Genomic DNA, 21,518 nt, shown 5'->3' with positions numbered 1-21,518 from the left:
GCGCGGATATTGGTTCCGTTAGTGGATTTTGGTTCCCTTTAGGAAAATACAGCAACTAAAGGGAACCCGTTACGTTCCCATTAAGTTCCCTAGTTCCCTTTCGGCGCTATTCACCGTCATCTGACAGTCCCAATTCGCAGCATCGGACCCAGAAGCAGCCCTTGTGCTTCATTTTACCGATGGCAACAGCTTTTTCTGTCCCATCCTTGTTTTTGGGCGCGGGACGGTAACTCTCCATCCTGGCAAACTCATATATGTATTTCTGGCCTGCGAATGTCGTATCCTTGAACAGATCGGCCAGCATAGCGTTACGCGGCCAGATCCACAATCCATCACCATCACTTGCCCGCAATGCAGGTTGTCCGCTTCGCCCTGGCGGCTCATCAGCTCTCACAACCCGGATGCCATAACTTGCCAGGACTGCCGCAACGTTATCACGAGAGTAGCCCACGTCCTGAAATTCTGGCTCCTCCTGCATGCGCTGCCTGTCAGGTTCCAGCATCCGGCTGATCAACACGTTAAGCGGCTGCCTGTCCGTTGAGCGGTTCATCTGCACCTTTTGCGACAGGAGGAAATCAATCATCTGCTGCGTGCCGCTTTGCGTCATGACCTGATCGGCACTGCGGATATATCCAATCACGCCCTGCACGGCATCATCAGCTTCGCTTTCTGCTGGCACATGATCATGGGTGAGAGTCCACCATCCAGCCAGTAGTGAGCCCATCTGGTCCATTTCACGCGGCTGGCATCCCGCCTTACCAATGGCGGCACGGAGGATGATACGTGCCTCACGGTAACGCTCCCACGCAGCAATGGCACGGCCCCACATGGCTGGCCCGATATCCTTGGCCCATGCAGCAAGATCATGATGCTCCGCCGTATGATCAGCACCTTTATGAGCGGCGACCATCTCAACAATGGTGAATCTGCCCAGGTGCTGGGCCTCCATGTCTGGCGGCCTGATGGATGCCATGATGATGCTCCCCGCTACAGAGATCTTGCGGGCAATACCATCCGAGCCACCACGCGCGCCCTTGGTACCTTCGCCACCCGTGGCAGACAGCACCAGATCAAGCAGGGCACGGGCCGCACGCTGGTCAACACGGTCTGACGCCTCATCAACAAGCATGGGTATTGCACGGCCGTCCACCGTCTGCTCAATCCCGGCCTTTGAGGCATCGTTGGTTGCAAACTTGAGCGGAATGGCGCTTTTCAGCACTTCCAGCAGCGATGATTTACCGCAGCCCGCGCCACCAGTCAGGAAACCGGCTGGCCGCCACGGAATAGCCGCACCGTAATAAGCGCACGCCAACATGCCCATAACAATGACATCACTGCCCGGAATACGAAAATTCCAGAGATCCCGTATGCTTTGCTGGAGCGCACGCGCCTCTGCCGCGTCACATGGAGCTGCGGGGCGCGGCTCAGGTGCCGCGGCAGCCCAGATCTGATTGCCGATGCGCGTACCTGGGCGTTCCAACCTTGCTCCAACCAACACGCGATCACCACAATGCACAATTGGCATACCTTTCGGATCCGGCCACACGCCTGGACGCCTGATCTGGATATGATCACCATACAGACCGGCGCGAAAGCACTCACGCTGGAGATACTCGGCGGCATGATTGATCTTAAAATCAACAACAACATCGCGGCTAGTTTCTTCACCGTCCTGTCCTTTTTCTTTTACCTTCGTTGTTTTCGGAAATTTGGCTTTCAGCCACGAAATATTGCCGCCGAACAGCGCCACCAGATCCGCACGGCGCGTCATTTGCGATGCCTTGAGCACACGCAACTGACCGACGCGATCCAGAAAATAAAAAGCACCGTCCAAATGGCCGATTGTCACAACCGGACAATCTTCTTCCACCTGGGGCGCTTCTGGCGGTCCACCACCGCCTTTTTTATCTTTGCCGCCATCAATGATCTGAAAATGCCTATCGGCCGAATGAACGGCGGCTCTGATATCCGATAATGCATCACCCGAGGACATCATTAAAATCCTTACCTTTGGGCGGCTTTGCCACGCGCACGTTGCGATCAGCCTGCAAGAATTGATCTATTGCTTTGCGGAGACCCTGCTGCGCAGCGGGCGCTTCATCCCGATCCGCCAGTATCAGCACATCTGTGGCTGTATCTGGCAGTTGGACTGAGCCGAGATTTGAGAGGGAGACTGCGGCGAGGATCCGCAGTTCCGGGCAGGCCAGAGCGACTGACAGGCAGGTTTCGATACCTTCCCCAATCGCCACTGTCTCGCCCGGTTTGATCTGTTTTAGCGTGGTGCCTGATGCACCTTTGCGGAGCGGGATAAACCCGCCAGACATTCTGCCACGCACCTTTTTGGCGCATTGCAGGTTGGCTTTGGTCCATTGACCACCATGCTGGCCGAGCCATGTCTGGTGCAGGGCGATGATCTTGCCCTCCAGATTGGAGATGGCGGCCAGCATGGCGGGCAATGGAGCACGGATTTCATGGCAATAATGCGCAGGCGCAAACCGTAGCGCTCCTGGAGCGTGATCCAGCTTGCGCAGGTCGATGCCACGGCCTTTCAGGTAGGCATCGACCGGCGAACCGATGATATCGGGCCGGGCGTCCAGCCACAGTTTGCGGGCCGTCGCACGGTTGTTTTTTTCATATTCTTGCTGGGCCTTTTGAGCCTTTTCGCATTTCTCTTTAATTTCCGCACGGCGGATGGCAACTGTCTCATGTGTCAGACCCAACCAGTTTGATGCCCAGCGATATGCCTCAGACAGATCTCCGCCCGTCAGACTGGCAGCAATCAGATCCAGCGCATCACCGGACTGGCCAGACGCAAAATCCTTCCACACGCCCGCTTTAGGCCCATAGAGATGCACTGCCAGAGATCTACCGGCCTCACCTGCTACCGATCCACATAGCCATTCTGCGCCATTTTTGCGGCCGCCCGGCAGCACCTCACGGGCCAACTGTTCCATGCTTTGCGCCAGCATGGCAGACAGTTCCGCAGCGGACAGTTTCTGTTTGCTCATGCCGCCACCTTTGCCAGGGAGAAACGGACAACTGGCGGCCCGTAGCCAAGGCGAGCCAAAACGGGCGCAAAGCCACGCACACCGTTGAGAATGTTGGAGAGGTGCTGCTCAGATATGCCAAATTCTGGAGCAGCCGCACGCTGAGAGCCGCAGGTTCGGATAAAACTATTCAGATTTTCTTGAATTTCCCACCCTGTCGCAAGGCGATTGGCTTGGGCAAGAACTGGATAACGCAGAACCTTTATCAAGCCAAGAGCTTTGGCAACATCATCCCCAATAACCTTGAGCGCCACAGCATCCCGTACAGCCTGCGGCTTGAGGCCATGCTGGCGTGCAAACGCAGCAGCGCCACCAGCCTTGCGCGTTGCGGCATTGATTCGGGCCGCAAAATCCAAACCCTTGAGCAGAAGATCATCCATTTTTGCGATCTCCAGACAAAGACAGAGGCCGCCAGCTAAAGCCGGAGGACGCACGGATCTGCTGCGACTGGTCTGGCCTGATGCGGCAGCTTTTGGCCAGCACATCAGCATTAAGAGGGCGACAGATAATAAGATGCCGCCCAGGCATGGCCCGCTCGCCAAAGGTGTGGACTGATAGGGCAGTTTTAAGCATGAGCCGTAGGCTCCTGATTTTTGCGTTTACGGCCAAGGCCCAGAGCGGAACGGCGCTGATAAACGGCGCGTTCTGAGACTTTCAGTTTGCGGGCCTGCCGCTTGATGCTCAGGCCCGCCCGATCCATCCGGCGGAGCGTGCCATCCAGTTCACGCCATTCTATGGCTGGCCGTACCATCAGGCGGCACCGCTGTCTGGATGCGGGAAAACGATCTGTGGCTTGTTTTCATCCACAATTTTCCGCATGGCGGCCTCAATGTGGGCTGAGGTAATGGCGACCGCCTGCATATGTTTCAGGACGGCCAAGGCTTCCTGCACATCCACCTTGCCATCAGCCATACTTTCCAGACCGGCCTGAAGCACATCACTGGTGGTTTCGGCAAATTTGCTCAGATCACGCGGGATATGGCCTTCACCAAAATGCATTGGCACCAGGCGGTAGCCTTCTGCATTGGCCATGGCCGTGAGGATAAGCGGCTGCTGGGCGCTGAGATCAAGATCAACAGCAACATCCACCGGGACAATCTGCGGACTGTTGCGGTTGCCGTAGTCGCTTAGCTGAGACTTACCAACGCGGGTAATATCCTTGGCATAATCCGGGCCACCACAGATTTTAACGGCCTTTTGCGTGGCGGTTTTCAGGGCAGCAACGTGCATCAGTGGCACTCCGCAGCATTGCAGGCAGTGGCATTGCTGCCACCGCCCGCTACGTCCATCATGTGATGTGGGAAGACATGAAAGGACGATTCCGAAAATGAGTATTGCGACGTGCAGCCAATGTGGAGCGCAGGCTTCCGTAGTGACAATTGGCCGGAAAAACACGGTACGATATGTGCCGCCATGCATTGATAAATGCATGATCTGGCACCAAAAGAACCCAGACCAAGGGAAAGCTGGTCCTGATTGCTCATTTCTACAGGCAGCAATTCAGGAAACAGTTTCCGATAACATACGCCGTCAGCGGTAAAGCTTCGGCCAGCCAAACTGCCGCACATGCTGAATGAAATCGCGTAGGCGGCAGTAATAGCGCCACCGGATGACATACTGCCCATTTTCAGGCCATTCGGCATATTCAACGATACCTCTGGCACACAATAACCACGGGTTATCCGCATCAAGCCTGAGCCAGTACCAAGGGCGCTTGCCCAGGTGGAATTTGAGCCAATTCCGCATTGACCATCCTTTGCAATGGAGTTCAGAGCAGCCCCCCGGACAACATCCGGCTGACAGGCTGGGGCAGCAGGCGTACGGGTGGGGTTATGAGATTTCATGCTGCTTCACCGTTACTGAGTGACAAAGCCGTCGGGTACAGATCTGGTCGCAACTCACAGGCGGGAATCCCTGTGATTTCGGCTATGCGGACCACCCTCCTCGGAGGAATTTCTTTCCATGAGTATATTGACGGAGGTTTGATGCCGAGGAGTGACGCTAAGGGCGTCACCCCTCCAACAGCTTCAATCACTCTCTTGAGCGCATCGTTTTCCATAGGATGGATAATAGGCAATGCCTAGCATGTTGGCAATAGGCAAATACTAGGCGACATTAGGATGTGCCTAATAGATTATGAATGCATGGAAGATTGGGCATCACGTCTTAAGCGCCTGCGCATGCACACACGTCTTTCGCAAGCTAAAGTAGCTCGCGAATTAGGTATTTCTGCACCTTCAGTAGCGCAATGGGAAATTGGCAGATCGAAGCCAATGCTTGACCGCTTACCTCAACTCGCAGCTCTCTACGGAGTGAGCTTAGAAGACCTATGCGGCTCAGATCTTGGATCACCGAAAGAAGCACTTAAAGCGGCTGGATGCACTCTTTCAGAACGAGGAACCAAAGTGCCGGTTTCTGGTTTTGTCGCTGGAGCTGATAGGGTGGTGCTCTTTGAGGACGGTGACATCGAGCAAGACGGAGAGGCCTATCTGCCCTTCCAATGCTATGACGGTATTGTCCTGCGGGTCCAAGGTGAATCCATGGTTCCAAGATATAAACCAGGAGAAGTCATTGGCATTCATTTGCCTGGGCGAGAGACGTTTTCTCTTCGCATGATTGGGAAGGATGTTGTAGCTCGCCTTTCAGATGGGCAAATGGTGCTTAAGACGGTAGCGTCTGGTCCAAAGCCTGCAACATTTGTTCTCACTTCGGTCAATCCAATGGTGCCACCAATTTTTGAGCCAGAAATTGAATGGGTGGCACCTGTCGAGTTCCATTTGGTTGGTTAGATTACTGAAGCATAATACTAGAGATGAAAATCTCTTCTTTCTGAATTAGCCGATGAAAATGCATGATTAACAACTATATTATTTTCAAAATATATAGTGATTGTTTTCTTATTTGTTTTCTGAACTTGCTGGAATGGTGTTGATACAAATACAGGAGTCCGCGTTTTAGAGAACGTGTATGTCCAAACTTCTTGATTTTTAGTTTTAAAATCTACGTTGTCAGGATCACCATAATACTGCTTTATTTGGCTTTTTGTTGTTTGGCCATCTATAATTTTTTGTGAAACGGACGCATCAGTCTCCTTTTCAACTCGCTCATTACCTGAACTTGAGCAGCCTGGAAGAATGACCAGCAGACCGATTAGACCAATCCCTAGAAAACGTCTCATTCCGTAATGTCTCTCTAAATTACATTTTACTTATATTACCCACTTGCCCACAAACAAGAAACTAGGCATTGCCTATTGACATCATCAGTAGGCAATGCCTAGTGTTTCTCCGTCGCCCACCGCGATGGAGGAATGAATGCCCACGCACCAGGACCACACAGCCCCCACACCACCGCGCTTGTTTCGTGCCGCCGGCGTGCAGGTGCGCCGCTATCTGATTGTGGACCTGAACGGTCAGGCAAGGTCACTCACAGACCACCAGCTTTCAAGCCGCCGAATGCTGCTCAGCCTGCATGGCGGCAACAAGGATTGGCTGATCCGCCACTATCCACGCATGGTTGATGGCAAGCCTACGGATGACTGGGATGATCTGGCTGTTGCAGATGCCATAAAAAGGCAGGCGCTTTTCAAAACCTATCACCTTAGCCAGGCAGCCCACGTGCGCCTGCGCCAGAAAGGATTGCGCGCATGACACGCCATGCTCTGATAACCCCCTGCGGTGATGATCTGGATGATGCAGGCCTGACCTATGGCGGCATTGCCCAGCAGCTTATGGCGCATGCGGAAGAGGCTGACCGGCAGGCTTTACGGTGCCGGAAAGCCAAGATGCCCTACGGTGAAGGCGTCTGGTTTGCCGTGGCCAAGAATTACCGCACGCAGGCAGCGCTTATTTCTGGCCGCCTGATGGATGGTTCACTTACCGATACTGTCAAACATCAGTAATCGAACAGTAAATACAAGGTTTTACTTAAATGCAGAACACAACTCAGTTTGAACAGCACCGGGCTGTGCTGGAGCAGCATGTCCATCGTACGGTGACAGACCCCGACATGCGCCAGGTGATGCTGTCACACATCGGTGCCATGGGCGCAGCCATGCATGCTGAAAGCATGAATACCGATGCCGCCCTGCGTCTGTACGATGTGCGCCGCCGCAGCCCCTTGCGTCGCTTTGTTCTGGGTGTTGTGGAGAGCGTGGCGTGATGACTATGAGCAAAGAACAGAAAGAAGCCCTTGAAGCTCTTGAGGACGCCTATCAGGACACTATTAAGCTTATCAAAAGCGCAAAACTTGATGATCAGGTCGCTCTCCTTTCCACCGCAGCATTGGTAAGGCCTTCAGGATTTTCCAGTGCCGGCATGCATACACTCGGAACGTTCGGTGCGCTGATTACCGCCGCTGGTCAGTCTCTCGTCCAGGTGGTGATGATGGCTCCGGATGATGAGCGGGATAAGGTTTTGTTCAGAGTTATGGTGATTATTGCGGAAACCGTAAGGAGAAAGCGCAAGGGAGATGAAACGCCGGTCACCTCTGCTTATATCGACAGGGTAAAGAGCCTGATACTCTTCCCCGAACCAAACCCATGCCCAGATACCAAATTACACTGACCGGCGCGGGCCGTGGCCGGTTTGAGGCAATCATGACCGACCACACCACCGGCTGGCAGATAGTGTTTGGTGACTGCCGCAGAGAGATGCGTGACGGCCAGAAGATCTGCGCAGGCCCGCAAACAGAAGGCCGAGGCCTGTGGATGCTGGAAATGCGGAAGAAGGCAGACGGATACTATCAGATTGACCTGACGGATGCCCAACATTGGCTGATCCGTTTTGAAGATTGTGAACTGGACGCCGAAGACGGCCGCCAGTGCATCACCGGTTGGTGCAACCAGGCAGAGCCGCTTGCGGCGGAGAAGGAGGCAGCGTGAAGATTATGAGCGGAGACCTGTTTGTGTCTCAAAATCCACGCTCTACTTATGCAAGTGTGCAGATCCTGCGGGCAGATAATGCGCCCAATTCAAACCAGATCAATATTCGGTTTGAAACCAAATGGACCGATAGAAAAGGGATTGTAAAATCATTCCTTGAATACAGGCAGAATATAAAAGTCTGGATATTCAAGAATGACGCAACACGTCACCCTATGACAGAGGCTTTCGTACCAAGAACGCATGTTATTGGCTATGTGCCAGACACGTTACCTTGGAATAATCTTGAACCATCTATGACTGGACTTTACCGGCAGGCGTCTCCGTTGGGACGGAAAGCTGTAGTCCTGGAAGCAGATCATGCAGCGGACATGGCTGCCCGCGAAGTCCTTATTGCGGATCTCTATTCTCGCATAGGCCGCTTACGCAAAGGGCTGGAGAAGATTGCTGAGCCATCCGGCGTAAGGTGCGTCAGCAAGCTAATGCGTACCGCCAAAGTAATACTGGAGAACGACGAATGAGCGTCCAAGAACAAGATATGTCAGTGGTGACTGTCCAGCCAGCAGGCCTTTACTTGTTGGATATTAAGGAGGTGATAAAACGCACCAGCCTGAGCCGCACCACAATATGGCGGCGGCTCAAGAGCAAGAGCTTTCCAGAGCCCGTGAGGCTTTCCGAACAGTGTGTACGCTGGCGAGCAGACGAGGTTGATTCGTGGATCCGGAATTTACCGGCGCGGCAGGAATAACAACTCCGCAGCCGGTGGGAAATCTTCCAGGAGAAGATCGGCCCATTCCTGCGCTAATGCTTTTCTGCGTGCCATATGCTTGGCACGGTTATAGACACCCTCAACCCTGTTTGATGGTGTATGCGCCAGCATCAGATCAATCACGGCCCGATCTGTCGGATTGCGTTCATTCATGATGCTGGAAAATGAACTGCGGAAGCCATGCGGAACATGGCGGCCGCTGTATCCAGCCCTGTTGAGCAGATAGCCTAAAGCGTTTTCGCTCATCGGCCGCATGATCCATCTTGCACCAGGGAAAACATAAGGGCTGCCCAATGATATAGGGCGCACGGCCTCAATGACCTCCAAAGCCTGCCGTGAGAGCGGAATCAAATGCTCTTTGTGCGTTTTGGCGCGCTCGGCCGGTATCAGCCATCCATCCCCATTGATCTCTGCCCAGGTAGCTAACCGCACCTCACCTGGGCGAGCTGCTGTGAGCGCCAGGAACCGCAGAGCCAACTTTGTGACGCCATGCGCCGGCGTTATTTCCACGGCGCTTAGCATCTCACGCAGATCCGTCAGATCTATGATGGCAGGCTGCGGCTTAGTAGGGACGGGGGCAAATGCCGCCTTGATTACGCCTGCAGGATCCATATCGGCTTTGCCGCAGGCAATGGCATGGATGAACACAGCCGAGATGCGTTGACGTACCCGGCGCGCAATCTCCTTGGCGCGTACCTTCTCGATATCCAGCACGGCTGCCCGGACCATCTGGGGGCTGATATCCCGCATGGGTAAAGCGCCTAGACGTGGGAACACTAAGCGCTCCATGCTGTCCAGGACTGATGCCGCATGGCGCGGCCGCCATGTGGGAGCCATGACGGAAAACCATTCGCGGGCTGCTACCTCAAAGGTGCTGCGCTGTTCGGCCGCAGCTTCTGCCCGCCTGCGTAGCTTGGTAATGGCGGGATTAAGCCCCGCTCGTAGATCTGCCCGCGCTCTATCCCGCGCTGATCGTGCCTCTGCTAATGAGACTTCAGGGTATGCACCAATGGAGAGAGTTTGCTCTTTGCCCTCATAACGATAGCGATAGTGCCACAACTTGGAACCACTCGTCCTGACCAGCAGCAGCAGTCCGCGCCCATCATAGAGCTTATATTGTTTGTCCTTTGGCTTTGCTTTACGAATAGCCGTATCAGTCAGCACGTTACCCCACCCCAATACCCTATTTCCGGGGATCAGTTACCCCGGACGTTACCCCAAAACATAAAGGCTTGGATGACACTGACTGGAACGGGATGCAATGTTGAATCCGCAGTTTTCAGCCGACTTTATGGGATTTGAAACAGCGGGGAATTGCCTGATTGTGTGCTCTGGTGTCCGCGGCGGGATTCGAACCCACGGCCCCAGGATTCTTCCCACTTCGGTTTTCACCGCCATCCACCGGGCAGATGCCGTTGGCAGATGTTCGTGGTCTGGACTGTCCCTTTGCCTTAGGCCACCGAAGTGGCCCGTAGGCACCGCCCGTCCAGTCTCTACACCTTCCGGCCCTGCGTGGCAGGGCTGGCTTGGCTCGGGATCGGCACGGTCCGAGTGGACCAGAGCGTTCCCCGACTTTGAGCGGATACACCATGATGTTTCCTGTCATGGCGCCCAATTGCATTAGGAATCCTGTGCTCTATCCTACTGAGCTACGCGGACACACTCTTTCATCTATACTGAAAGCCGGAACGGGGGCAAGAGGCGGGGGTGCCGGATACTGCCCTGTGATTCAACGGCGTGCGGCGCGTGCGGCTTTGGCGGCCAGCGTAGCCACATAGCGTTTACATAAAAGCTGGTCGGGCGCGCCGGTCTGTTTGCAGGCCAGTTCCAGCGCCTGTGTGTCTTCCAGTGCCTGCGTCAGGGCCGCCAGAGGCCAAAGATCAAGAGACCGACCGAATCCATTTGTCCGTTTGAAAAACACTGGCGGTCTGAGGGTTTTCATGGCGTCTGAGCGACTTTCCCCCTCGGCCATGGCTGCGCGCACCCGCCGCAGGCGGTTCAGGTGGCTTAGAAACGCACGGGCTATGGTAATGGGGCTGGTGCCCTCCGCTAGAGCCCGCTCAATGGCCAGATCAGCATCCGCGCGGCGACCTTCCGTGGCGGCAAAAGCGGCGTCCTCAATGGAAACGCTACCCGCATCTCCAATGCAGGCACGGGCGTCATCCAGCGTGAGTGTGCCGGTGTCGCCCGCATACAGGGCCAGTTTTTCTACTTCGCTGCGGGCGGCCCCCCGGTCTGCACCCAGCCGGCCCATCAGCCAGTGCAGGGCGTCCGGTTCAATGCGCACCGTGAGGGCTGCCAGCATCTGGGTAATGGTGGCTTCCAGCGTGCGGCCTTCCTCCGGGTAGCAGCCAACGCTGGCGCAGTCCGGTCGTTTTTCCAGCAAGGCACGCAGTTTGGAGCGCGAGGGCAGGCTGGGTGATTCCAGAATAACCACTGTATCGGTGGGCTGTTCCAGCACGTGGCTCACAGCTTTCAGCAGTGAGTCAGAGGCATCACGCACCCGCACCACGCGGCGGCCACCCATCAGGGAAAGGGCGGTGGCTTCTTCTTCAAGCCGGTCATGGGTTTCCTTGTCCAGCACGGAAACCCGAAACGGATCATCGGTAGAGCCCGCAATCTTGCGTGTGGCATCCTGCGCGCGCTCACGGATCAACCCGGTATCTTCTCCGTGCAACAGGATAACACGCCACGCGCCAGGGTTCTGGGTAACGCGGGGCAGGGAACGGGCATCAATCTTCATGGTCCGGCTTTCCTGCCGCGCCGGAAATTACAGAGAACCCGCGTTGGGGGCGTTACGGCCTGTTGCCATATCGGGAATGGCGTCAGCCCCTTCCTGTTCCATGGGGGCCTGTTTTTCAGACTCCGGAATGGCGTTGGGGGTTGGGTAATAGGCCGCTGGGCCCTGATCGCGCCGGCGGGATGGCGCAGTATGGGTCCGGAACCATGTGGCAACCTGCTGGGTCACCTGTTCGGCCAGAGTCTGTGCCACGCGCCCGATTGCTGTTTCACTGTTCAGGGTCTGGGCAAAATACTGTTCGTACGTGCTGGTGTATCCATCCATTGTGGAGGCATCACCCTGCGCCAGCAGTTTGGGGTATTGTTCAACGGTCAGAAGCTGCCAGTGGGCATGGGCGTTCATACGCACCCGGCCGGATGTGTTGTCCGAGTGGATATCAATGGATTCCTGCCCGAAGGAGGGCTGCACAATCAGTGTATAGCCATCCGGGGCTTCGGGGCCATCGCCCGCCATGTTCTGCTGCAATGCCAGCCGTAACTGCTGGCCGGAGCGTTCAGGAATATTGGCAACATAAACCCGCTTCAATTCCACTTCCGGCGTGGTCTCACCCTTCTGCTCGCCATACAGGGGTTGGAATCCGCAGCCGCTGAGGGCCGCGGGCAACACCAGCAGGGGGAGAGCCGTCAGGGGAAGAGCGAGTGCCTTCCGGAGGGAGCGGGTTTTTTGCATCAGCCTGCCGTTACAAAGTTTACAATGCGGTTGGGCACATGCACGCGTTTGACAATACGCTTGCCTTCAAGCAGCCGGGCCACATTAGGTTCGGCTTCTGCACGGGCCACCACGGCATCCTTGGCTTCATCCGGAGCCGCTTCAATGGTGCCGCGCAGCTTGCCCATGATCTGCACTGCAATGGTCACCTGCGTTGCAGCCAGCAGACTGGGGTCTGCTTCCGGCCACGGCTGTTCCACCACCATGGATGTGCCGGGTTCAAGCTGGGCGTACATTTCCTCGGCAAGATGTGGCATCATGGGGGCGCACAGCAGGCAAAGGGTGCGGGCCGCTTCACGCCGGGCAAACGCCATGCCGGGCAGGTCTGCCGTTTTTTCGGCTTCAGCCAGAGCGGATGTCAGTTCATGAATACGCGCCACCGCCACGTTGATGGTAAAGCCTTCCAGCGCTTCGGTTACCGCCGCAATGGTGCGGTGGTTGGCACGGCGGAGCGCATCGGCCTGCGGGGCGATCTCGACCGGGCAGCTTTCCTGCGCGGGCACTGTCTGGGCAACTGTGCGGACAATGCGGAACAGACGTTGTGCAAAACGGGCAGCGCCGGAAACCCCGGCTTCCGTCCATTCCATATCGCGTTCGGGCGGGCTGTCAGACAGAACGAACCAGCGGGCGGTGTCAGCCCCAAAGCGCTCGATAATGGCCACCGGGGCCACTGTGTTGCGCTTGGATTTGGACATTTTCTCCACACGGCCAACGGTTACGGGTTCTTCCGTTCCGCGTTTGACCGCGCCATCGCCCTTGCGCTCCACTTCTTCCGGATACAGCCAGTTGCCAGCGGAATCCTTGTAGCTTTCATGGCTGACCATGCCCTGTGTAAACAGCCCGGCAAAGGGTTCGCTTACGTCCAGATGGCCGGTTTTCTTCATCGCGCGGGTGAAGAAGCGGGCATAGAGCAGATGCAGAATGGCGTGTTCAATGCCGCCAATATACTGGTCAACCGCCAGCCAACCATCCGCCGCGGCGCGCACGGTAGGGGTATCAGCATGGGGTGCCGTAAAGCGGGCAAAATACCACGAGCTATCAACAAACGTATCAAACGTGTCTGTTTCACGGGTGGCGGGCTTGCCGCATTTGGGGCAGGCCACATGCTTCCATGTGGGGTGGTGATCCAGCGGGTTGCCCGGTTTATCGAAGGTAACATCTTCCGGCAGCTTAACCGGAAGCTGGTCATCGGGAACAGGCACAGCCCCGCAGCTTTCGCAGTGAATGACCGGAATGGGGCAGCCCCAGTACCGCTGGCGCGAAACGCCCCAGTCACGCAGGCGCCAGTTGACCACGCCATTGCCCACGCCCATGTCTTCCAGCCGCGCAATGGCTTCACGCCGGGCTTCTTCCGTTGAAAGACCGTCCAGAAAGCCGGAGTTGATCATGGTGCCGTCACCGGTGAAGGCGGTTTTGGTGATGGCAAAGTCCGCCTGATCCTTGCCCGGAGGCAGAACAACAGGCGTTACCGGCAGATTGTATTTATGCGCGAAATCAAGGTCGCGCTGGTCACCGGACGGGCAGCCGAACAGAGCGCCCGTGCCGTAATCCATCAGCACAAAATTGGCGATCCAGACCGGGAAGCTCTGGTCAAGGAACGGGTGATTGACGCGCAGGCCCGTATCAAACCCACGCTTTTCTGCCGTTTCCACTGCTTCCACGGATGTGCCAAGACGACGACATTCGGCAATGAACGCGGCAGCTTCAGGGTTCTGCTTACCTGCCCATTCCGCCAGCGGATGATCTGGGGCAATGGCCAGAAAGGACATGCCAAACAGCGTATCCGGCCGGGTGGTGAACACTTCAACAGCGTTCAGGTTGGTGTCCAGCCCATGTGGGGGTGCGTGTAGGGAGAAACGGACGCGAGCCCCTTCCGAGCGGCCAATCCAGCGCTCCTGCATGGTGCGCACGCGGTCCGGCCAGCGATCCAGTGTTTTCAGGCCATCCAGAAGGTCTTCCGCAAAATCGGTGATCTTGAGGAACCACTGCGAAAGCTGCTTTTTCTCGATAGGGGCGCCGGAACGCCAGCCCCGGCCATCTACCACCTGCTCGTTGGCCAGAACGGTCTGATCCACCGGGTCCCAGTTCACCCAGCTTTCCCGCCGTTCCACCAGTCCGGCCTGCAAAAAGTCCAGAAACAGTTTCTGCTGCTTGCCGTAATAATCGGGCAGGCAGGTGGCAATTTCACGGTCCCAGTTCAGGGAGAAGCCAAGCCGCTGCAACGTGGTGCGCATGGCGGCAATATTGTTCAGCGTCCATTCCTGCGGGTGCACACCGCGTTCACGCGCTGCGTTTTCTGCTGGCAGGCCAAAGGCGTCCCAGCCCATGGGGTGCAGCACCGCGTAGCCCCGTGCCCGTTTGTAGCGGGCAATCACGTCACCCAGCGCGTAGTTGCGCACGTGGCCCATGTGCAACTGGCCAGATGGATAGGGGAACATCTCCAGCACGTAATATTTCGGGCGGTCTGCCGGGGGCACATCCGGCACCGTGAAGATGCTCGCTTCATCCCATGTTTTCTGCCAGCGCGGTTCAACAGACTGGAAATCGTAGGAAACGGCGGCAGGAGCCGGTGCGGCAGGCGTGTTGGCGGGCTGTGTCATGGAACTCGTGCGGGTCACTGGGGAGAGAAGGAAACGGCAGGAAAAGCCGGGACGTCAGTCGTCCCGGTTGCCGTTGTCCGCGCGCAGCTTGCGGGCGCGGGAGAGAATGCGGGCGGCAATGTCAGATGCAGTGTTGGCGGCAGGCGGAGAATCCACCCATTCATCGCCTTCCTTCACCTGCCGGAACACGGACAGACGCAGCGCGTCAGAGCGCAGGCGGCGGTCAAGAATGAACGCGGTAATCTTGAAGCGTTCATTATGCGCGGCGGGTGGTGTGTACCAGTCCGTCAGGATAATGCCGCCTTCAGCATCTGCCGTGGCAACGGGCATGAAGGAAATGGTATCCAGCGTGGCGCGCCACAGATAGGCGTTTACGCCGCCTTTCAGCTTGTCTTCTCCGCCAGATGCACCGCGGTCTTCTGCCAGCAGATGGTTGCGCGGGGCTGTCAGATCCGTGGAGGAGCGTGGACCACTGGAGCAGGCAGGCAGAAGCACCACCCCCAGCAGGGCTGCAACGGAAAGGCAGGAAACGCCCGGTATGCGGCGTGCGGAAGAACCGGGAGTGGGACGGCAGGGCATGAGACGACGTGGCATAATGTCGATACGGCTCCTTCGGCGCGCGGGCGTCGATGTTCCCAGTCCTGTCTGCTTGCGGCAGATCAGGTCCGGTTCATGGTCAATCAGGTCTATTGTGCCTTCATATCCTGTCGGGGCAATCCCGCCAAGCGTCTGCGTGCAATGGCGGCATGGTGTGTGGGAGTCTTTCCGACCTTAGGACAGCCGCAGCGATGGGCACAGTATCTCTCTCTCCTGCACCAAGGTGCCGCCCGTTGCTTCAGTGTGGAGGCGGTTGGAGCACTCAGTCCTGTCGGTTCGGTAGGGTTTTTTGTGCCGGAATGCGCCGGATTTTCGTCCCGATGCCTCTGCATGAGGCTGTCAGATCCTTCATGATAGCCTCAAAAACGGCTCATGGCCCTCAACGCGGACGTTTCAAATTACGTCTTATTGGGTGATCACCAGCACGCAGGACATCCCCTGCTGGCGTAGGCTGGTGCAGATGTTGTCTGTCTGATCGGCGGGCAGGCCTGCAAGCCGGGTGCGCCATATGGGACGGCCCGAGCCGCCTGTGTTGACAGGTTCAATCCGGCTGACGGCATTTGCCAGCGCGGTGGAGGATTGTCTGGCCAGTGCCGCAGCGCGCTGTGCCCGTTCCTGCGTGGAGAACGCACCAATCTGGATGATGGCGTTCCCCGTGCTGTAGGCGGCGTTCTGCCCCCACGCTGCCCGCACTGCCGCCGGGGAAGTTGGCGCGGCTGTATAAGAAACGGGCCCAGCCGTTGCAGGCGTGGTCTGGGCTACCGTGGTGCTGGAGACAGGAATACCGTCATCTGCGCCAGCCCCAGACTCTGCTGAGGCACCCATCGGGGCCGGGGGCGCAAGATCATCCTGCAAGGGTGGTGCCGTTCCCACAGTCTGCTGGCTGAGGGGCGCAGAAGCCGGTGCGGTAACTGCCGTGACGGTAACGGGCGGCGTAGGGGCCGGGGCGTAAGCAATCTGGGTAGGTTGCAACATGGCGGGGATGGGGTCGTTCAGATGCGGCTTGATGGCGGCCATGTAGGTTTTGGCATAACCGGGCAGCGCCGTGCCACGGGAGCGATGATTCTCCGCGCATTGGGGGCCACAATTATAGGCGGCCAGAAAATCCGGTGACCCGAAACGATCATACAGTTCACGAATATAGCCACTGCCCGCCATGATATTGTCATGCGGATTATAGGGATCGGAGCCAAGATGATACCGGTGGGCCAGTTCCATATAGGTGCCCGGTTTAAGCTGCATCAGGCCCACAGCCCCATGCACAGACCGCACCAGATGCCCCCGGATATACTGGTGCCCTCCGGATTCTTGCTGCATGACCGCACGGATCCAGGATTGGGGAATGGAAAAGCGGGTGGAGGCTTCCTGAATATACGGTCCCCATTGGTCAACAGCAGGTCCCGGCGCGCGGTAGGACGTGGGGCGTGATGATGGCCCCGCACAGGCAGAAAGAACCGCCAGACCGCCAAGGAACAGGGTAGAAAGCGCCCGTTTGGGGGAAATGTCTGCTTTCTGAATGCCGTATGCCCTGTTCATGCCCGCATGGTGCCTTTGTTGCTCTGTGGATGCAATCCATAACGGACGGCCAGAAAGGAGAGGCCGCTATACGGAATACGGGCGATGCGTGATCCGAATATGGCGTCGGGTGATCCTGTTTCTTACCGAAGCGTCGTTCTGCGTATTTTTCCGGGCATGGCAGTCGTGATGTCCTGCATCAGGTCCGGGTTGGTGCGTCTGATCTGCCCGGCGCGCAGAATGCTGGCGGCATTGTTGTCCGGGCTGGTGGCCCATTGTTCCAGAAAATGCAGGTCAGACAGGCTGGTGCGGCCATGTCGGCGCAGGGCGCGGCGGGCGGCGGCAGTCAGAAAGGCGGGTTTAGGTGTCATGGTCTTCTTCAGAAGTTTGCGACTTTCGCAGGTGTAGATTTTCTGGCCGACGTAACGCGCCATGAATGTGTCAATTTCAAGAGGGGATCAGGACAGATCTGTGAAAGACATACGCCGTCGCGCGGATGTTATCGCTTCTGCTTTTCCCGCAGAATTTGTGCGCCCAATGCCTCAAGCGCCTCCTTTAACGGGCTCTCCTGCATGTCGGGCACGCTGCATTTGGGGGCAGGGCGGAGGGAGGGCGCCCGTCTGGCTGCGGCAGGGCGCATGCCAGCCTTGGGGTCCTGCACAAAGCGCAGGCGTGCCACCAGTGCCTGCCCGCACCAGGTATTGATACGGGCAATCAGCGCATCGCTCAGATGTTGCAGTTCCATGGCAACCGGGCCAGCGCATGCAATGGTCAGGTTGCCTGCCGCCAGCTTGCTGGGGGTTGTCACGGCGGCATGAGCCGGGCCGACAATATCGCTCCAGTCCGTAAAAAGCTGCACGCTGGCCGGGTTGCGGCGGCGAAAGGCCGGGGCGGTCACGGCAGGCAGAAGGGCGGCCAGACTCCGCGCCGTCATGGCGCGGCGCGGTGGCTCGGCTGGTCCGGTTTTGCTTGCGGCATGGTTGGTCGTCTTGCCCGCAGTCTGGGCTGCTTGCTCAAGGGATGGCCGCCCCTCTCTCTGGGGTGCCGTGCCTGTTTTCGCACTGCTTCTGGCCGAAGGTGCGGAGCGGGTGGTTGCCCGTGTTTTCTTCGCTCCCGTCTTGCCGGAGAGACTCTCCTTCGTCATAACGTCCTCCGTGAAAACCCCGCCCGCCCGTTCCCTGCTTGACTGGTATGATCGTCATCGCCGTGTGTTGCCGTGGCGTTCTGGCCCCGGCCAGACGGCAGATCCTTACGCGGTCTGGTTGAGCGAGATCATGCTTCAGCAGACCACCGTCAAGGCGGTTGGGCCATATTATCATCGTTTTCTGGAAAAATTTCCAACCGTGCAGGCTTTGGCTGCGGCGGACCGGGATGATGTCCTCTCCGCGTGGGCGGGCCTAGGTTATTATTCCCGCGCCCGAAACCTGCATGCCTGTGCGCAGAAGGTGGTGGAGCTTGGCGGCTTTCCCAACACGGTGGAAGGCTTGCTCACCCTGCCGGGAATAGGGGCCTATACCGCTGCCGCTGTGGCCGCCATTGCCTTCGGCGTGCCCGTGGTGCCAGTGGATGGCAATGTGGAGCGCATTACCTCGCGCCTGTTTGCCATAGAAGAGCCTCTTCCGGCATCGCGTAAAAAGCTTGCGGCTCTCGCTTCTGGCCTGAACGCGGATAAAGAAGCGCAGAAACGTCCGTCCGATTTTGCGCAGGCGCTGTTTGATCTGGGCGCGTCCCTGTGTTCGCCGCGCTCCCCGGCTTGCGGGCTGTGCCCGTGGGTTGCGGTTTGCGCGGCGCACAAGGCGGGCATAGCCGCAACCTTGCCGCGCCGCGCCCCCAAGGCGGTCAAGCCGGTGCGATACGGTGCGCATTTTCTGGTGATTGATGCGGCCGGGCAGGTGCTTTTACGCAAGCGGCCAGAAAAAGGGCTACTTGCCGCCATGACAGAACTGCCCGGCACCCCATGGCGCACCGAGCCGTGGAGCACGGAGGAAGCCCTGATCCACGCCCCTGTGCAGACCGAATGGCAGGACTGCGGCATGGTCAAGCATGTGTTCACGCACTTCACGTTGCAGGTCACGGTCTATGCTGCACGCATAAGCCGTTTTTCCAATCAGGCCGTGCAGGAGGGGTTTCTGGCTCCCGCAACCGGGGTGGATGCGCTCTCGTTGCCCTCCCTTATGCTCAAGTGCATAAAACGGGGCATGAAAACTCTGGCCACGTAAATCCGTTGGCATGGCAGGCTGGCAAAAGGCTGTTTGTTTTAAAAGACGTTCGGCCAAGGGCTGTTCGGGTTCAGGAAAGAGATCATGGTTTTTCACCATATTCCCCCACGTAAACGCCCTGATGGCACAGCCGCGTTTGAAGGCCGCCCCGGTATTCTGCTCCTGAATCTCGGCACGCCTGATGATACCGGATACCGCTCCGTGCGGCGCTACCTGTCCGAATTTCTGTCTGACCGCCGGGTGATAGAAGGCTCTCCTGTGCTCTGGCAGCCCATTTTGCAGGGTGTTGTTCTGACGGTACGCCCCGGTAAAAGCGGCAAGGCGTATGAGCGTATCTGGGATAAAACCCGTAATGAAAGCCCCCTGCGCGGCTATACCCGTGCACAGGCGGAAAGTCTGGCCCAGCGCTTTATTCAGGATGACGTGCCCGTGGCGTGGGGCATGCGCTATGGCAAGCCATCCGTTGCGGCGGGTGTGCGGGAACTGCTGGAACATGGGTGTGACCGCATTCTGGCCATGCCGCTCTATCCACAATACAGCGCCACCACGACTGCTACGGCGAATGATCAGCTTTTTCGTGCGCTGATGCGTCTGCGGAATCAACCTGCTGTGCGCACATTGCCTCCGTTTCCTGATCACCCGGCCTATATCAAGGCACTGGCTGATTCCGTGCGGGACGGGCTGGCACCCCTTGCCTCCCCGCCGCAGATGGTGGTGGCGTCCTTTCATGGCTTGCCGCAGGAATATGTGGACAAGGGAGATTCCTATCTGGCGGACTGCATCCGCACGGTGGAAGCCCTCCGCGCAGCCTTGGGGATGACTGCGGAAACACTGCCGCTTACGTTCCAGTCCCGCTTTGGGCCCACCAAATGGCTGGAGCCCTATACCGCACCCTTTATTGAAGCCCTTCCCGAAAAAGGGGTGAAGAATATTGCGGTCATTACGCCCGGTTTCATGGCGGACTGCATTGAAACGCTGGATGAAATTGGCAACGAAGTGCGCGATGAGTTCATGGCCAAAGGCGGAGAAGCCTTCACGCTTTTGCCGTGCCTGAATGATAGCCCCGCCTGTGTGGATATGCTGGAACAACTCGCCCGGCAGGACCTTTCCGGCTGGCTGTAAAAGGCTGTTGCAAAACTCTGCCGGGTTCAAGGGTAACCGGTTTTGGCCATGGATCTGCGGGTGTTTCGTCCAGATGGGTTTGCCGCGTGCCCTCACACCTGTCTTTCAGGTTCAAAAAACCCAGGGCGGTTTCGACTGTTTACTTTTGACGTACCTCCATGAGCCAGCATCAGCCGAAGAGGCTGGTGAGTAGCTTACGGCTTGCCGAACAGATCTGACCGATTTTTTGGCACGTGCATGACAGAGAGCATACGCTGTCAGGGTGGGAAGGGGGCGCGTGCTCTGGCCAAATAGAAAACCGGCCTATGTGCTCTGACGTGGCGGTTTGCTGACGGGTCTGTCCGTCTTGGCAGGGAACAGGCACGGCACACTGGCGGCGCAGCGCCAGCATTCCGGCTTACGCGCCTTACATACGTAACGGCCCTGCAAAATCATCCAATGGTGGGAATCACGGATCATTTCTGGTGGAATACGCTTCTCCAGCGCGGTTTCCACCGCCTCCACCGTCTTGCCCCGCCCCAACCCGGTGCGGTTGGCCAGCCGGAACACATGCGTATCCACCGGCACGGTGGGCTGATTGAATGCAACATTCAGGACCACATTGGCTGTTTTGCGGCCGACCCCTGCCAACGCTTCCAGTTGGTCCCGCGTGCCGGGAACCTGTCCATCATGCCGTTCCAGCAACTGGCGGGACAGTTCCACCACATTTTTGGCCTTGTTGCGCCATAGCCCGATAGTGCGAATGTGTTCGCCCACGCCTTCTTCCCCCAACTGCACCATGGCGGCTGGCGTGGGGGCATCCGCAAACAGGCCCGGCGTAACACGGTTGACGGATGCATCCGTCGCCTGGGCAGAGAGCACTACCGCCACCAGTAGCGTGAAAGGCGTGGTGTAATGCAGTTCTGTCACTGCATTGGGCCACGCGTGGGAAAGATCGGTCAGGAAAAGACGAATTTCCTCTTTGGTCATGTCACGTGGGGCCTGCGTGACAGTCTTTGCGTCCTCAACAGGTGCTGCTTTGTCTTTTGCCGCAGCCTTCGGTTTTTTCGGGCTGGTAGCAACCTTCCGTTTGGAGGTTGCGGGCTGCGTGGTACGGCGGGATGAGGGCGGGGGCTGTTTGACCATGGGGGCAGTTTATCCCGCTCCGGGCTGGTGCGTCCATTGGCAGAGTGTGGCCCAAGCACGGTTCTGGTTTGCTAAAAAGAATGGGGCGCGATACATAAGCGGACCAGATATGGCCTGTTTTCTCAGTTTTCCTG

29 protein-coding genes are annotated in these 21,518 nt (G+C 57.6%); 11 read left to right on the top strand and 18 right to left on the bottom strand.

Annotation, left to right across the window (positions count from 1 at the left end):
* Nucleotides 1-106: 106 nt before the first annotated feature.
* The gene (locus ASN_RS06105; RefSeq protein ID WP_157765127.1) at nucleotides 107-1,525 is read right to left on the bottom strand and encodes an ATP-binding protein; all 1,419 of its coding nucleotides are present in this window, start codon (nucleotides 1,523-1,525) and stop codon (nucleotides 107-109) included.
* 42 nt (nucleotides 1,526-1,567) lie between these two features.
* Here ASN_RS06105 and ASN_RS19565 point away from each other — a divergent pair, with 42 nt between their 5' ends.
* Nucleotides 1,568-1,975 carry a hypothetical protein gene (locus ASN_RS19565; RefSeq protein ID WP_157765126.1) on the top strand — a complete coding sequence of 136 codons (408 nt, stop codon included), beginning with the start codon at nucleotides 1,568-1,570 and terminating at the stop codon, nucleotides 1,973-1,975.
* 4 nt (nucleotides 1,976-1,979) lie between these two features.
* On the opposite strand, the gene ASN_RS06100 is transcribed toward ASN_RS19565, so the two are convergent.
* The 7 genes from ASN_RS06100 to ASN_RS20505 are packed head-to-tail and all read right to left on the bottom strand — an operon-like array spanning nucleotide 1,980 to nucleotide 5,106.
* Complete coding sequence (locus ASN_RS06100) at nucleotides 1,980-3,008, bottom strand: DUF7146 domain-containing protein (protein WP_231948408.1); 1,029 nt, start codon at nucleotides 3,006-3,008, stop codon at nucleotides 1,980-1,982.
* Nucleotides 3,005-3,427 carry a helix-turn-helix domain-containing protein gene (locus tag ASN_RS06095; RefSeq protein WP_058987550.1) on the bottom strand — a complete coding sequence of 141 codons (423 nt, stop codon included), beginning with the start codon at nucleotides 3,425-3,427 and terminating at the stop codon, nucleotides 3,005-3,007. Before ASN_RS06095 ends, ASN_RS06100 begins: the two co-directional genes overlap by 4 nt.
* On the bottom strand, nucleotides 3,420-3,620 hold the full coding sequence (locus tag ASN_RS06090; RefSeq protein ID WP_058987548.1) for a hypothetical protein: 201 nt from the start codon (nucleotides 3,618-3,620) through the stop codon (nucleotides 3,420-3,422). Before ASN_RS06090 ends, ASN_RS06095 begins: the two co-directional genes overlap by 8 nt.
* Nucleotides 3,613-3,798, bottom strand: coding sequence for a hypothetical protein (locus ASN_RS06085; RefSeq protein ID WP_058987546.1), 186 nt, complete (start codon nucleotides 3,796-3,798; stop codon nucleotides 3,613-3,615). The genes ASN_RS06090 and ASN_RS06085 overlap by 8 nt, the downstream gene beginning before the upstream one ends.
* Nucleotides 3,798-4,277: a hypothetical protein gene (locus ASN_RS06080; protein WP_058987543.1), complete on the bottom strand. Its 480-nt coding sequence runs from the start codon at nucleotides 4,275-4,277 to the stop codon at nucleotides 3,798-3,800. Before ASN_RS06080 ends, ASN_RS06085 begins: the two co-directional genes overlap by 1 nt.
* Nucleotides 4,277-4,891 carry a hypothetical protein gene (locus tag ASN_RS06075; protein WP_058987541.1) on the bottom strand — a complete coding sequence of 205 codons (615 nt, stop codon included), beginning with the start codon at nucleotides 4,889-4,891 and terminating at the stop codon, nucleotides 4,277-4,279. The genes ASN_RS06080 and ASN_RS06075 overlap by 1 nt, the downstream gene beginning before the upstream one ends.
* Nucleotides 4,888-5,106, bottom strand: coding sequence for a transcriptional regulator (locus ASN_RS20505; RefSeq protein WP_082666601.1), 219 nt, complete (start codon nucleotides 5,104-5,106; stop codon nucleotides 4,888-4,890). The genes ASN_RS06075 and ASN_RS20505 overlap by 4 nt, the downstream gene beginning before the upstream one ends.
* A 121-nt stretch (nucleotides 5,107-5,227) precedes the next feature.
* Between ASN_RS20505 and ASN_RS06070 the strand changes: the two genes are divergently transcribed.
* Nucleotides 5,228-5,836: an XRE family transcriptional regulator gene (locus tag ASN_RS06070; protein ID WP_231948407.1), complete on the top strand. Its 609-nt coding sequence runs from the start codon at nucleotides 5,228-5,230 to the stop codon at nucleotides 5,834-5,836.
* 17 nt (nucleotides 5,837-5,853) lie between these two features.
* Here ASN_RS06070 and ASN_RS19560 read toward each other — a convergent pair whose 3' ends face one another.
* The gene (locus ASN_RS19560) at nucleotides 5,854-6,225 is read right to left on the bottom strand and encodes an outer membrane protein assembly factor BamE (protein WP_157765124.1); all 372 of its coding nucleotides are present in this window, start codon (nucleotides 6,223-6,225) and stop codon (nucleotides 5,854-5,856) included.
* Between the two features lie 136 nt (nucleotides 6,226-6,361).
* Here ASN_RS19560 and ASN_RS06065 point away from each other — a divergent pair, with 136 nt between their 5' ends.
* From ASN_RS06065 to ASN_RS06035, 7 genes are read left to right on the top strand one after another with little or no spacing between them, the layout of a single operon-like run.
* Nucleotides 6,362-6,697 (top strand): hypothetical protein, encoded by a 336-nt coding sequence (locus ASN_RS06065; RefSeq protein ID WP_058987537.1) that lies wholly within the window; start codon nucleotides 6,362-6,364, stop codon nucleotides 6,695-6,697.
* Entirely contained in the window at nucleotides 6,694-6,948 is a 255-nt protein-coding gene (locus ASN_RS06060; RefSeq protein ID WP_058987536.1) for a hypothetical protein, read from the top strand. Before ASN_RS06065 ends, ASN_RS06060 begins: the two co-directional genes overlap by 4 nt.
* 29 nt (nucleotides 6,949-6,977) lie before the next feature.
* Nucleotides 6,978-7,208: a hypothetical protein gene (locus ASN_RS06055; protein WP_058987535.1), complete on the top strand. Its 231-nt coding sequence runs from the start codon at nucleotides 6,978-6,980 to the stop codon at nucleotides 7,206-7,208.
* 5 nt (nucleotides 7,209-7,213) lie between these two features.
* Complete coding sequence (locus ASN_RS06050; RefSeq protein WP_157765123.1) at nucleotides 7,214-7,612, top strand: hypothetical protein; 399 nt, start codon at nucleotides 7,214-7,216, stop codon at nucleotides 7,610-7,612.
* Nucleotides 7,588-7,929, top strand: a complete 342-nt coding sequence (locus tag ASN_RS06045) for a hypothetical protein (protein ID WP_058987533.1) — start codon at nucleotides 7,588-7,590, stop codon at nucleotides 7,927-7,929. Before ASN_RS06050 ends, ASN_RS06045 begins: the two co-directional genes overlap by 25 nt.
* Before the next feature lie 5 nt (nucleotides 7,930-7,934).
* A complete protein-coding gene (locus ASN_RS06040; protein WP_167541300.1) occupies nucleotides 7,935-8,450 on the top strand; it encodes a hypothetical protein in 516 nt (171 codons plus the stop codon).
* Nucleotides 8,447-8,677 carry a helix-turn-helix transcriptional regulator gene (locus ASN_RS06035; RefSeq protein WP_330937325.1) on the top strand — a complete coding sequence of 77 codons (231 nt, stop codon included), beginning with the start codon at nucleotides 8,447-8,449 and terminating at the stop codon, nucleotides 8,675-8,677. Before ASN_RS06040 ends, ASN_RS06035 begins: the two co-directional genes overlap by 4 nt.
* Here ASN_RS06035 and ASN_RS06030 read toward each other — a convergent pair.
* The 8 genes from ASN_RS06030 to ASN_RS05995 form a co-directional block, all read right to left on the bottom strand.
* The gene (locus ASN_RS06030; protein ID WP_231948406.1) at nucleotides 8,657-9,877 is read right to left on the bottom strand and encodes a tyrosine-type recombinase/integrase; all 1,221 of its coding nucleotides are present in this window, start codon (nucleotides 9,875-9,877) and stop codon (nucleotides 8,657-8,659) included. The genes ASN_RS06035 and ASN_RS06030 overlap by 21 nt on opposite strands.
* Before the next feature lie 550 nt (nucleotides 9,878-10,427).
* The gene (holA, locus tag ASN_RS06025) at nucleotides 10,428-11,441 is read right to left on the bottom strand and encodes a DNA polymerase III subunit delta (RefSeq protein WP_058987531.1); all 1,014 of its coding nucleotides are present in this window, start codon (nucleotides 11,439-11,441) and stop codon (nucleotides 10,428-10,430) included.
* A gap of 27 nt (nucleotides 11,442-11,468) precedes the next feature.
* Complete coding sequence (locus ASN_RS06020; RefSeq protein WP_058987530.1) at nucleotides 11,469-12,167, bottom strand: LPS assembly lipoprotein LptE; 699 nt, start codon at nucleotides 12,165-12,167, stop codon at nucleotides 11,469-11,471.
* A complete protein-coding gene (leuS, locus tag ASN_RS06015) occupies nucleotides 12,167-14,806 on the bottom strand; it encodes a leucine--tRNA ligase (protein ID WP_058987529.1) in 2,640 nt (879 codons plus the stop codon). The genes ASN_RS06020 and leuS overlap by 1 nt, the downstream gene beginning before the upstream one ends.
* 54 nt (nucleotides 14,807-14,860) lie before the next feature.
* Entirely contained in the window at nucleotides 14,861-15,400 is a 540-nt protein-coding gene (locus tag ASN_RS06010) for a DUF3576 domain-containing protein (RefSeq protein WP_035380590.1), read from the bottom strand.
* Between the two features lie 408 nt (nucleotides 15,401-15,808).
* The gene (locus tag ASN_RS06005; protein WP_058987528.1) at nucleotides 15,809-16,939 is read right to left on the bottom strand and encodes a lytic transglycosylase domain-containing protein; all 1,131 of its coding nucleotides are present in this window, start codon (nucleotides 16,937-16,939) and stop codon (nucleotides 15,809-15,811) included.
* Between the two features lie 122 nt (nucleotides 16,940-17,061).
* Nucleotides 17,062-17,352 (bottom strand): hypothetical protein, encoded by a 291-nt coding sequence (locus ASN_RS06000; RefSeq protein ID WP_058987527.1) that lies wholly within the window; start codon nucleotides 17,350-17,352, stop codon nucleotides 17,062-17,064.
* 65 nt (nucleotides 17,353-17,417) lie between these two features.
* The gene (locus ASN_RS05995) at nucleotides 17,418-17,852 is read right to left on the bottom strand and encodes a DUF721 domain-containing protein (protein ID WP_058987526.1); all 435 of its coding nucleotides are present in this window, start codon (nucleotides 17,850-17,852) and stop codon (nucleotides 17,418-17,420) included.
* Between the two features lie 220 nt (nucleotides 17,853-18,072).
* Here ASN_RS05995 and mutY point away from each other — a divergent pair, with 220 nt between their 5' ends.
* Both mutY and hemH read left to right on the top strand, forming a co-directional pair.
* Nucleotides 18,073-19,137, top strand: a complete 1,065-nt coding sequence (mutY, locus tag ASN_RS05990) for an A/G-specific adenine glycosylase (protein WP_058989174.1) — start codon at nucleotides 18,073-18,075, stop codon at nucleotides 19,135-19,137.
* Nucleotides 19,138-19,221: 84 nt separating this feature from the next.
* Nucleotides 19,222-20,259, top strand: coding sequence for a ferrochelatase (gene hemH / locus ASN_RS05985; protein ID WP_058987525.1), 1,038 nt, complete (start codon nucleotides 19,222-19,224; stop codon nucleotides 20,257-20,259).
* A 303-nt stretch (nucleotides 20,260-20,562) separates the two neighbouring features.
* Here hemH and nth read toward each other — a convergent pair whose 3' ends face one another.
* The gene (gene nth, locus ASN_RS05980) at nucleotides 20,563-21,384 is read right to left on the bottom strand and encodes an endonuclease III (protein ID WP_058987524.1); all 822 of its coding nucleotides are present in this window, start codon (nucleotides 21,382-21,384) and stop codon (nucleotides 20,563-20,565) included.
* Nucleotides 21,385-21,518 lie beyond the last annotated feature (134 nt).

The sequence above is a fragment of the Acetobacter senegalensis genome (genome assembly GCF_001499615.1).
Classification (GTDB): Bacteria; Pseudomonadota; Alphaproteobacteria; order Acetobacterales; family Acetobacteraceae; genus Acetobacter; species Acetobacter senegalensis.
Note: the sequence above shows the minus strand (reverse complement) of the source record. Positions and strands in the feature narration are given on the sequence as shown.

Bases quoted from the DNA above. Each gene is read 5' to 3' on its own strand.
- ASN_RS05995 (WP_058987526.1), bottom strand. From the start codon at position 17,852: ATGACGGCGCGGAGTCTGGCCGCCCTTCTGCCTGCCGTGACCGCCCCG.
- hemH (WP_058987525.1), top strand. From the start codon at position 19,222: ATGGTTTTTCACCATATTCCCCCACGTAAACGCCCTGATGGCACAGCC.
- ASN_RS06075 (WP_058987541.1), bottom strand. From the start codon at position 4,891: ATGAAATCTCATAACCCCACCCGTACGCCTGCTGCCCCAGCCTGTCAG.
- ASN_RS19565 (WP_157765126.1), top strand. From the start codon at position 1,568: ATGATCACCATACAGACCGGCGCGAAAGCACTCACGCTGGAGATACTC.
- ASN_RS06040 (WP_167541300.1), top strand. From the start codon at position 7,935: ATGAGCGGAGACCTGTTTGTGTCTCAAAATCCACGCTCTACTTATGCA.
- ASN_RS06105 (WP_157765127.1), bottom strand. From the start codon at position 1,525: ATGCCAATTGTGCATTGTGGTGATCGCGTGTTGGTTGGAGCAAGGTTG.
- ASN_RS06045 (WP_058987533.1), top strand. From the start codon at position 7,588: ATGCCCAGATACCAAATTACACTGACCGGCGCGGGCCGTGGCCGGTTT.
- ASN_RS20505 (WP_082666601.1), bottom strand. From the start codon at position 5,106: ATGGAAAACGATGCGCTCAAGAGAGTGATTGAAGCTGTTGGAGGGGTG.
- ASN_RS06035 (WP_330937325.1), top strand. From the start codon at position 8,447: ATGAGCGTCCAAGAACAAGATATGTCAGTGGTGACTGTCCAGCCAGCA.
- ASN_RS06070 (WP_231948407.1), top strand. From the start codon at position 5,228: ATGCACACACGTCTTTCGCAAGCTAAAGTAGCTCGCGAATTAGGTATT.
- ASN_RS06060 (WP_058987536.1), top strand. From the start codon at position 6,694: ATGACACGCCATGCTCTGATAACCCCCTGCGGTGATGATCTGGATGAT.
- holA (WP_058987531.1), bottom strand. From the start codon at position 11,441: ATGAAGATTGATGCCCGTTCCCTGCCCCGCGTTACCCAGAACCCTGGC.
- ASN_RS06090 (WP_058987548.1), bottom strand. From the start codon at position 3,620: ATGCTTAAAACTGCCCTATCAGTCCACACCTTTGGCGAGCGGGCCATG.
- ASN_RS06050 (WP_157765123.1), top strand. From the start codon at position 7,214: ATGAGCAAAGAACAGAAAGAAGCCCTTGAAGCTCTTGAGGACGCCTAT.
- ASN_RS06000 (WP_058987527.1), bottom strand. From the start codon at position 17,352: ATGGCGCGTTACGTCGGCCAGAAAATCTACACCTGCGAAAGTCGCAAA.
- ASN_RS06055 (WP_058987535.1), top strand. From the start codon at position 6,978: ATGCAGAACACAACTCAGTTTGAACAGCACCGGGCTGTGCTGGAGCAG.
- ASN_RS06085 (WP_058987546.1), bottom strand. From the start codon at position 3,798: ATGGTACGGCCAGCCATAGAATGGCGTGAACTGGATGGCACGCTCCGC.
- ASN_RS06005 (WP_058987528.1), bottom strand. From the start codon at position 16,939: ATGAACAGGGCATACGGCATTCAGAAAGCAGACATTTCCCCCAAACGG.
- ASN_RS06010 (WP_035380590.1), bottom strand. From the start codon at position 15,400: ATGCCACGTCGTCTCATGCCCTGCCGTCCCACTCCCGGTTCTTCCGCA.
- ASN_RS06100 (WP_231948408.1), bottom strand. From the start codon at position 3,008: ATGAGCAAACAGAAACTGTCCGCTGCGGAACTGTCTGCCATGCTGGCG.
- ASN_RS06095 (WP_058987550.1), bottom strand. From the start codon at position 3,427: ATGGATGATCTTCTGCTCAAGGGTTTGGATTTTGCGGCCCGAATCAAT.
- nth (WP_058987524.1), bottom strand. From the start codon at position 21,384: ATGGTCAAACAGCCCCCGCCCTCATCCCGCCGTACCACGCAGCCCGCA.
- ASN_RS06020 (WP_058987530.1), bottom strand. From the start codon at position 12,167: ATGCAAAAAACCCGCTCCCTCCGGAAGGCACTCGCTCTTCCCCTGACG.
- ASN_RS06065 (WP_058987537.1), top strand. From the start codon at position 6,362: ATGCCCACGCACCAGGACCACACAGCCCCCACACCACCGCGCTTGTTT.
- ASN_RS19560 (WP_157765124.1), bottom strand. From the start codon at position 6,225: ATGAGACGTTTTCTAGGGATTGGTCTAATCGGTCTGCTGGTCATTCTT.
- ASN_RS06080 (WP_058987543.1), bottom strand. From the start codon at position 4,277: ATGCACGTTGCTGCCCTGAAAACCGCCACGCAAAAGGCCGTTAAAATC.
- leuS (WP_058987529.1), bottom strand. From the start codon at position 14,806: ATGACACAGCCCGCCAACACGCCTGCCGCACCGGCTCCTGCCGCCGTT.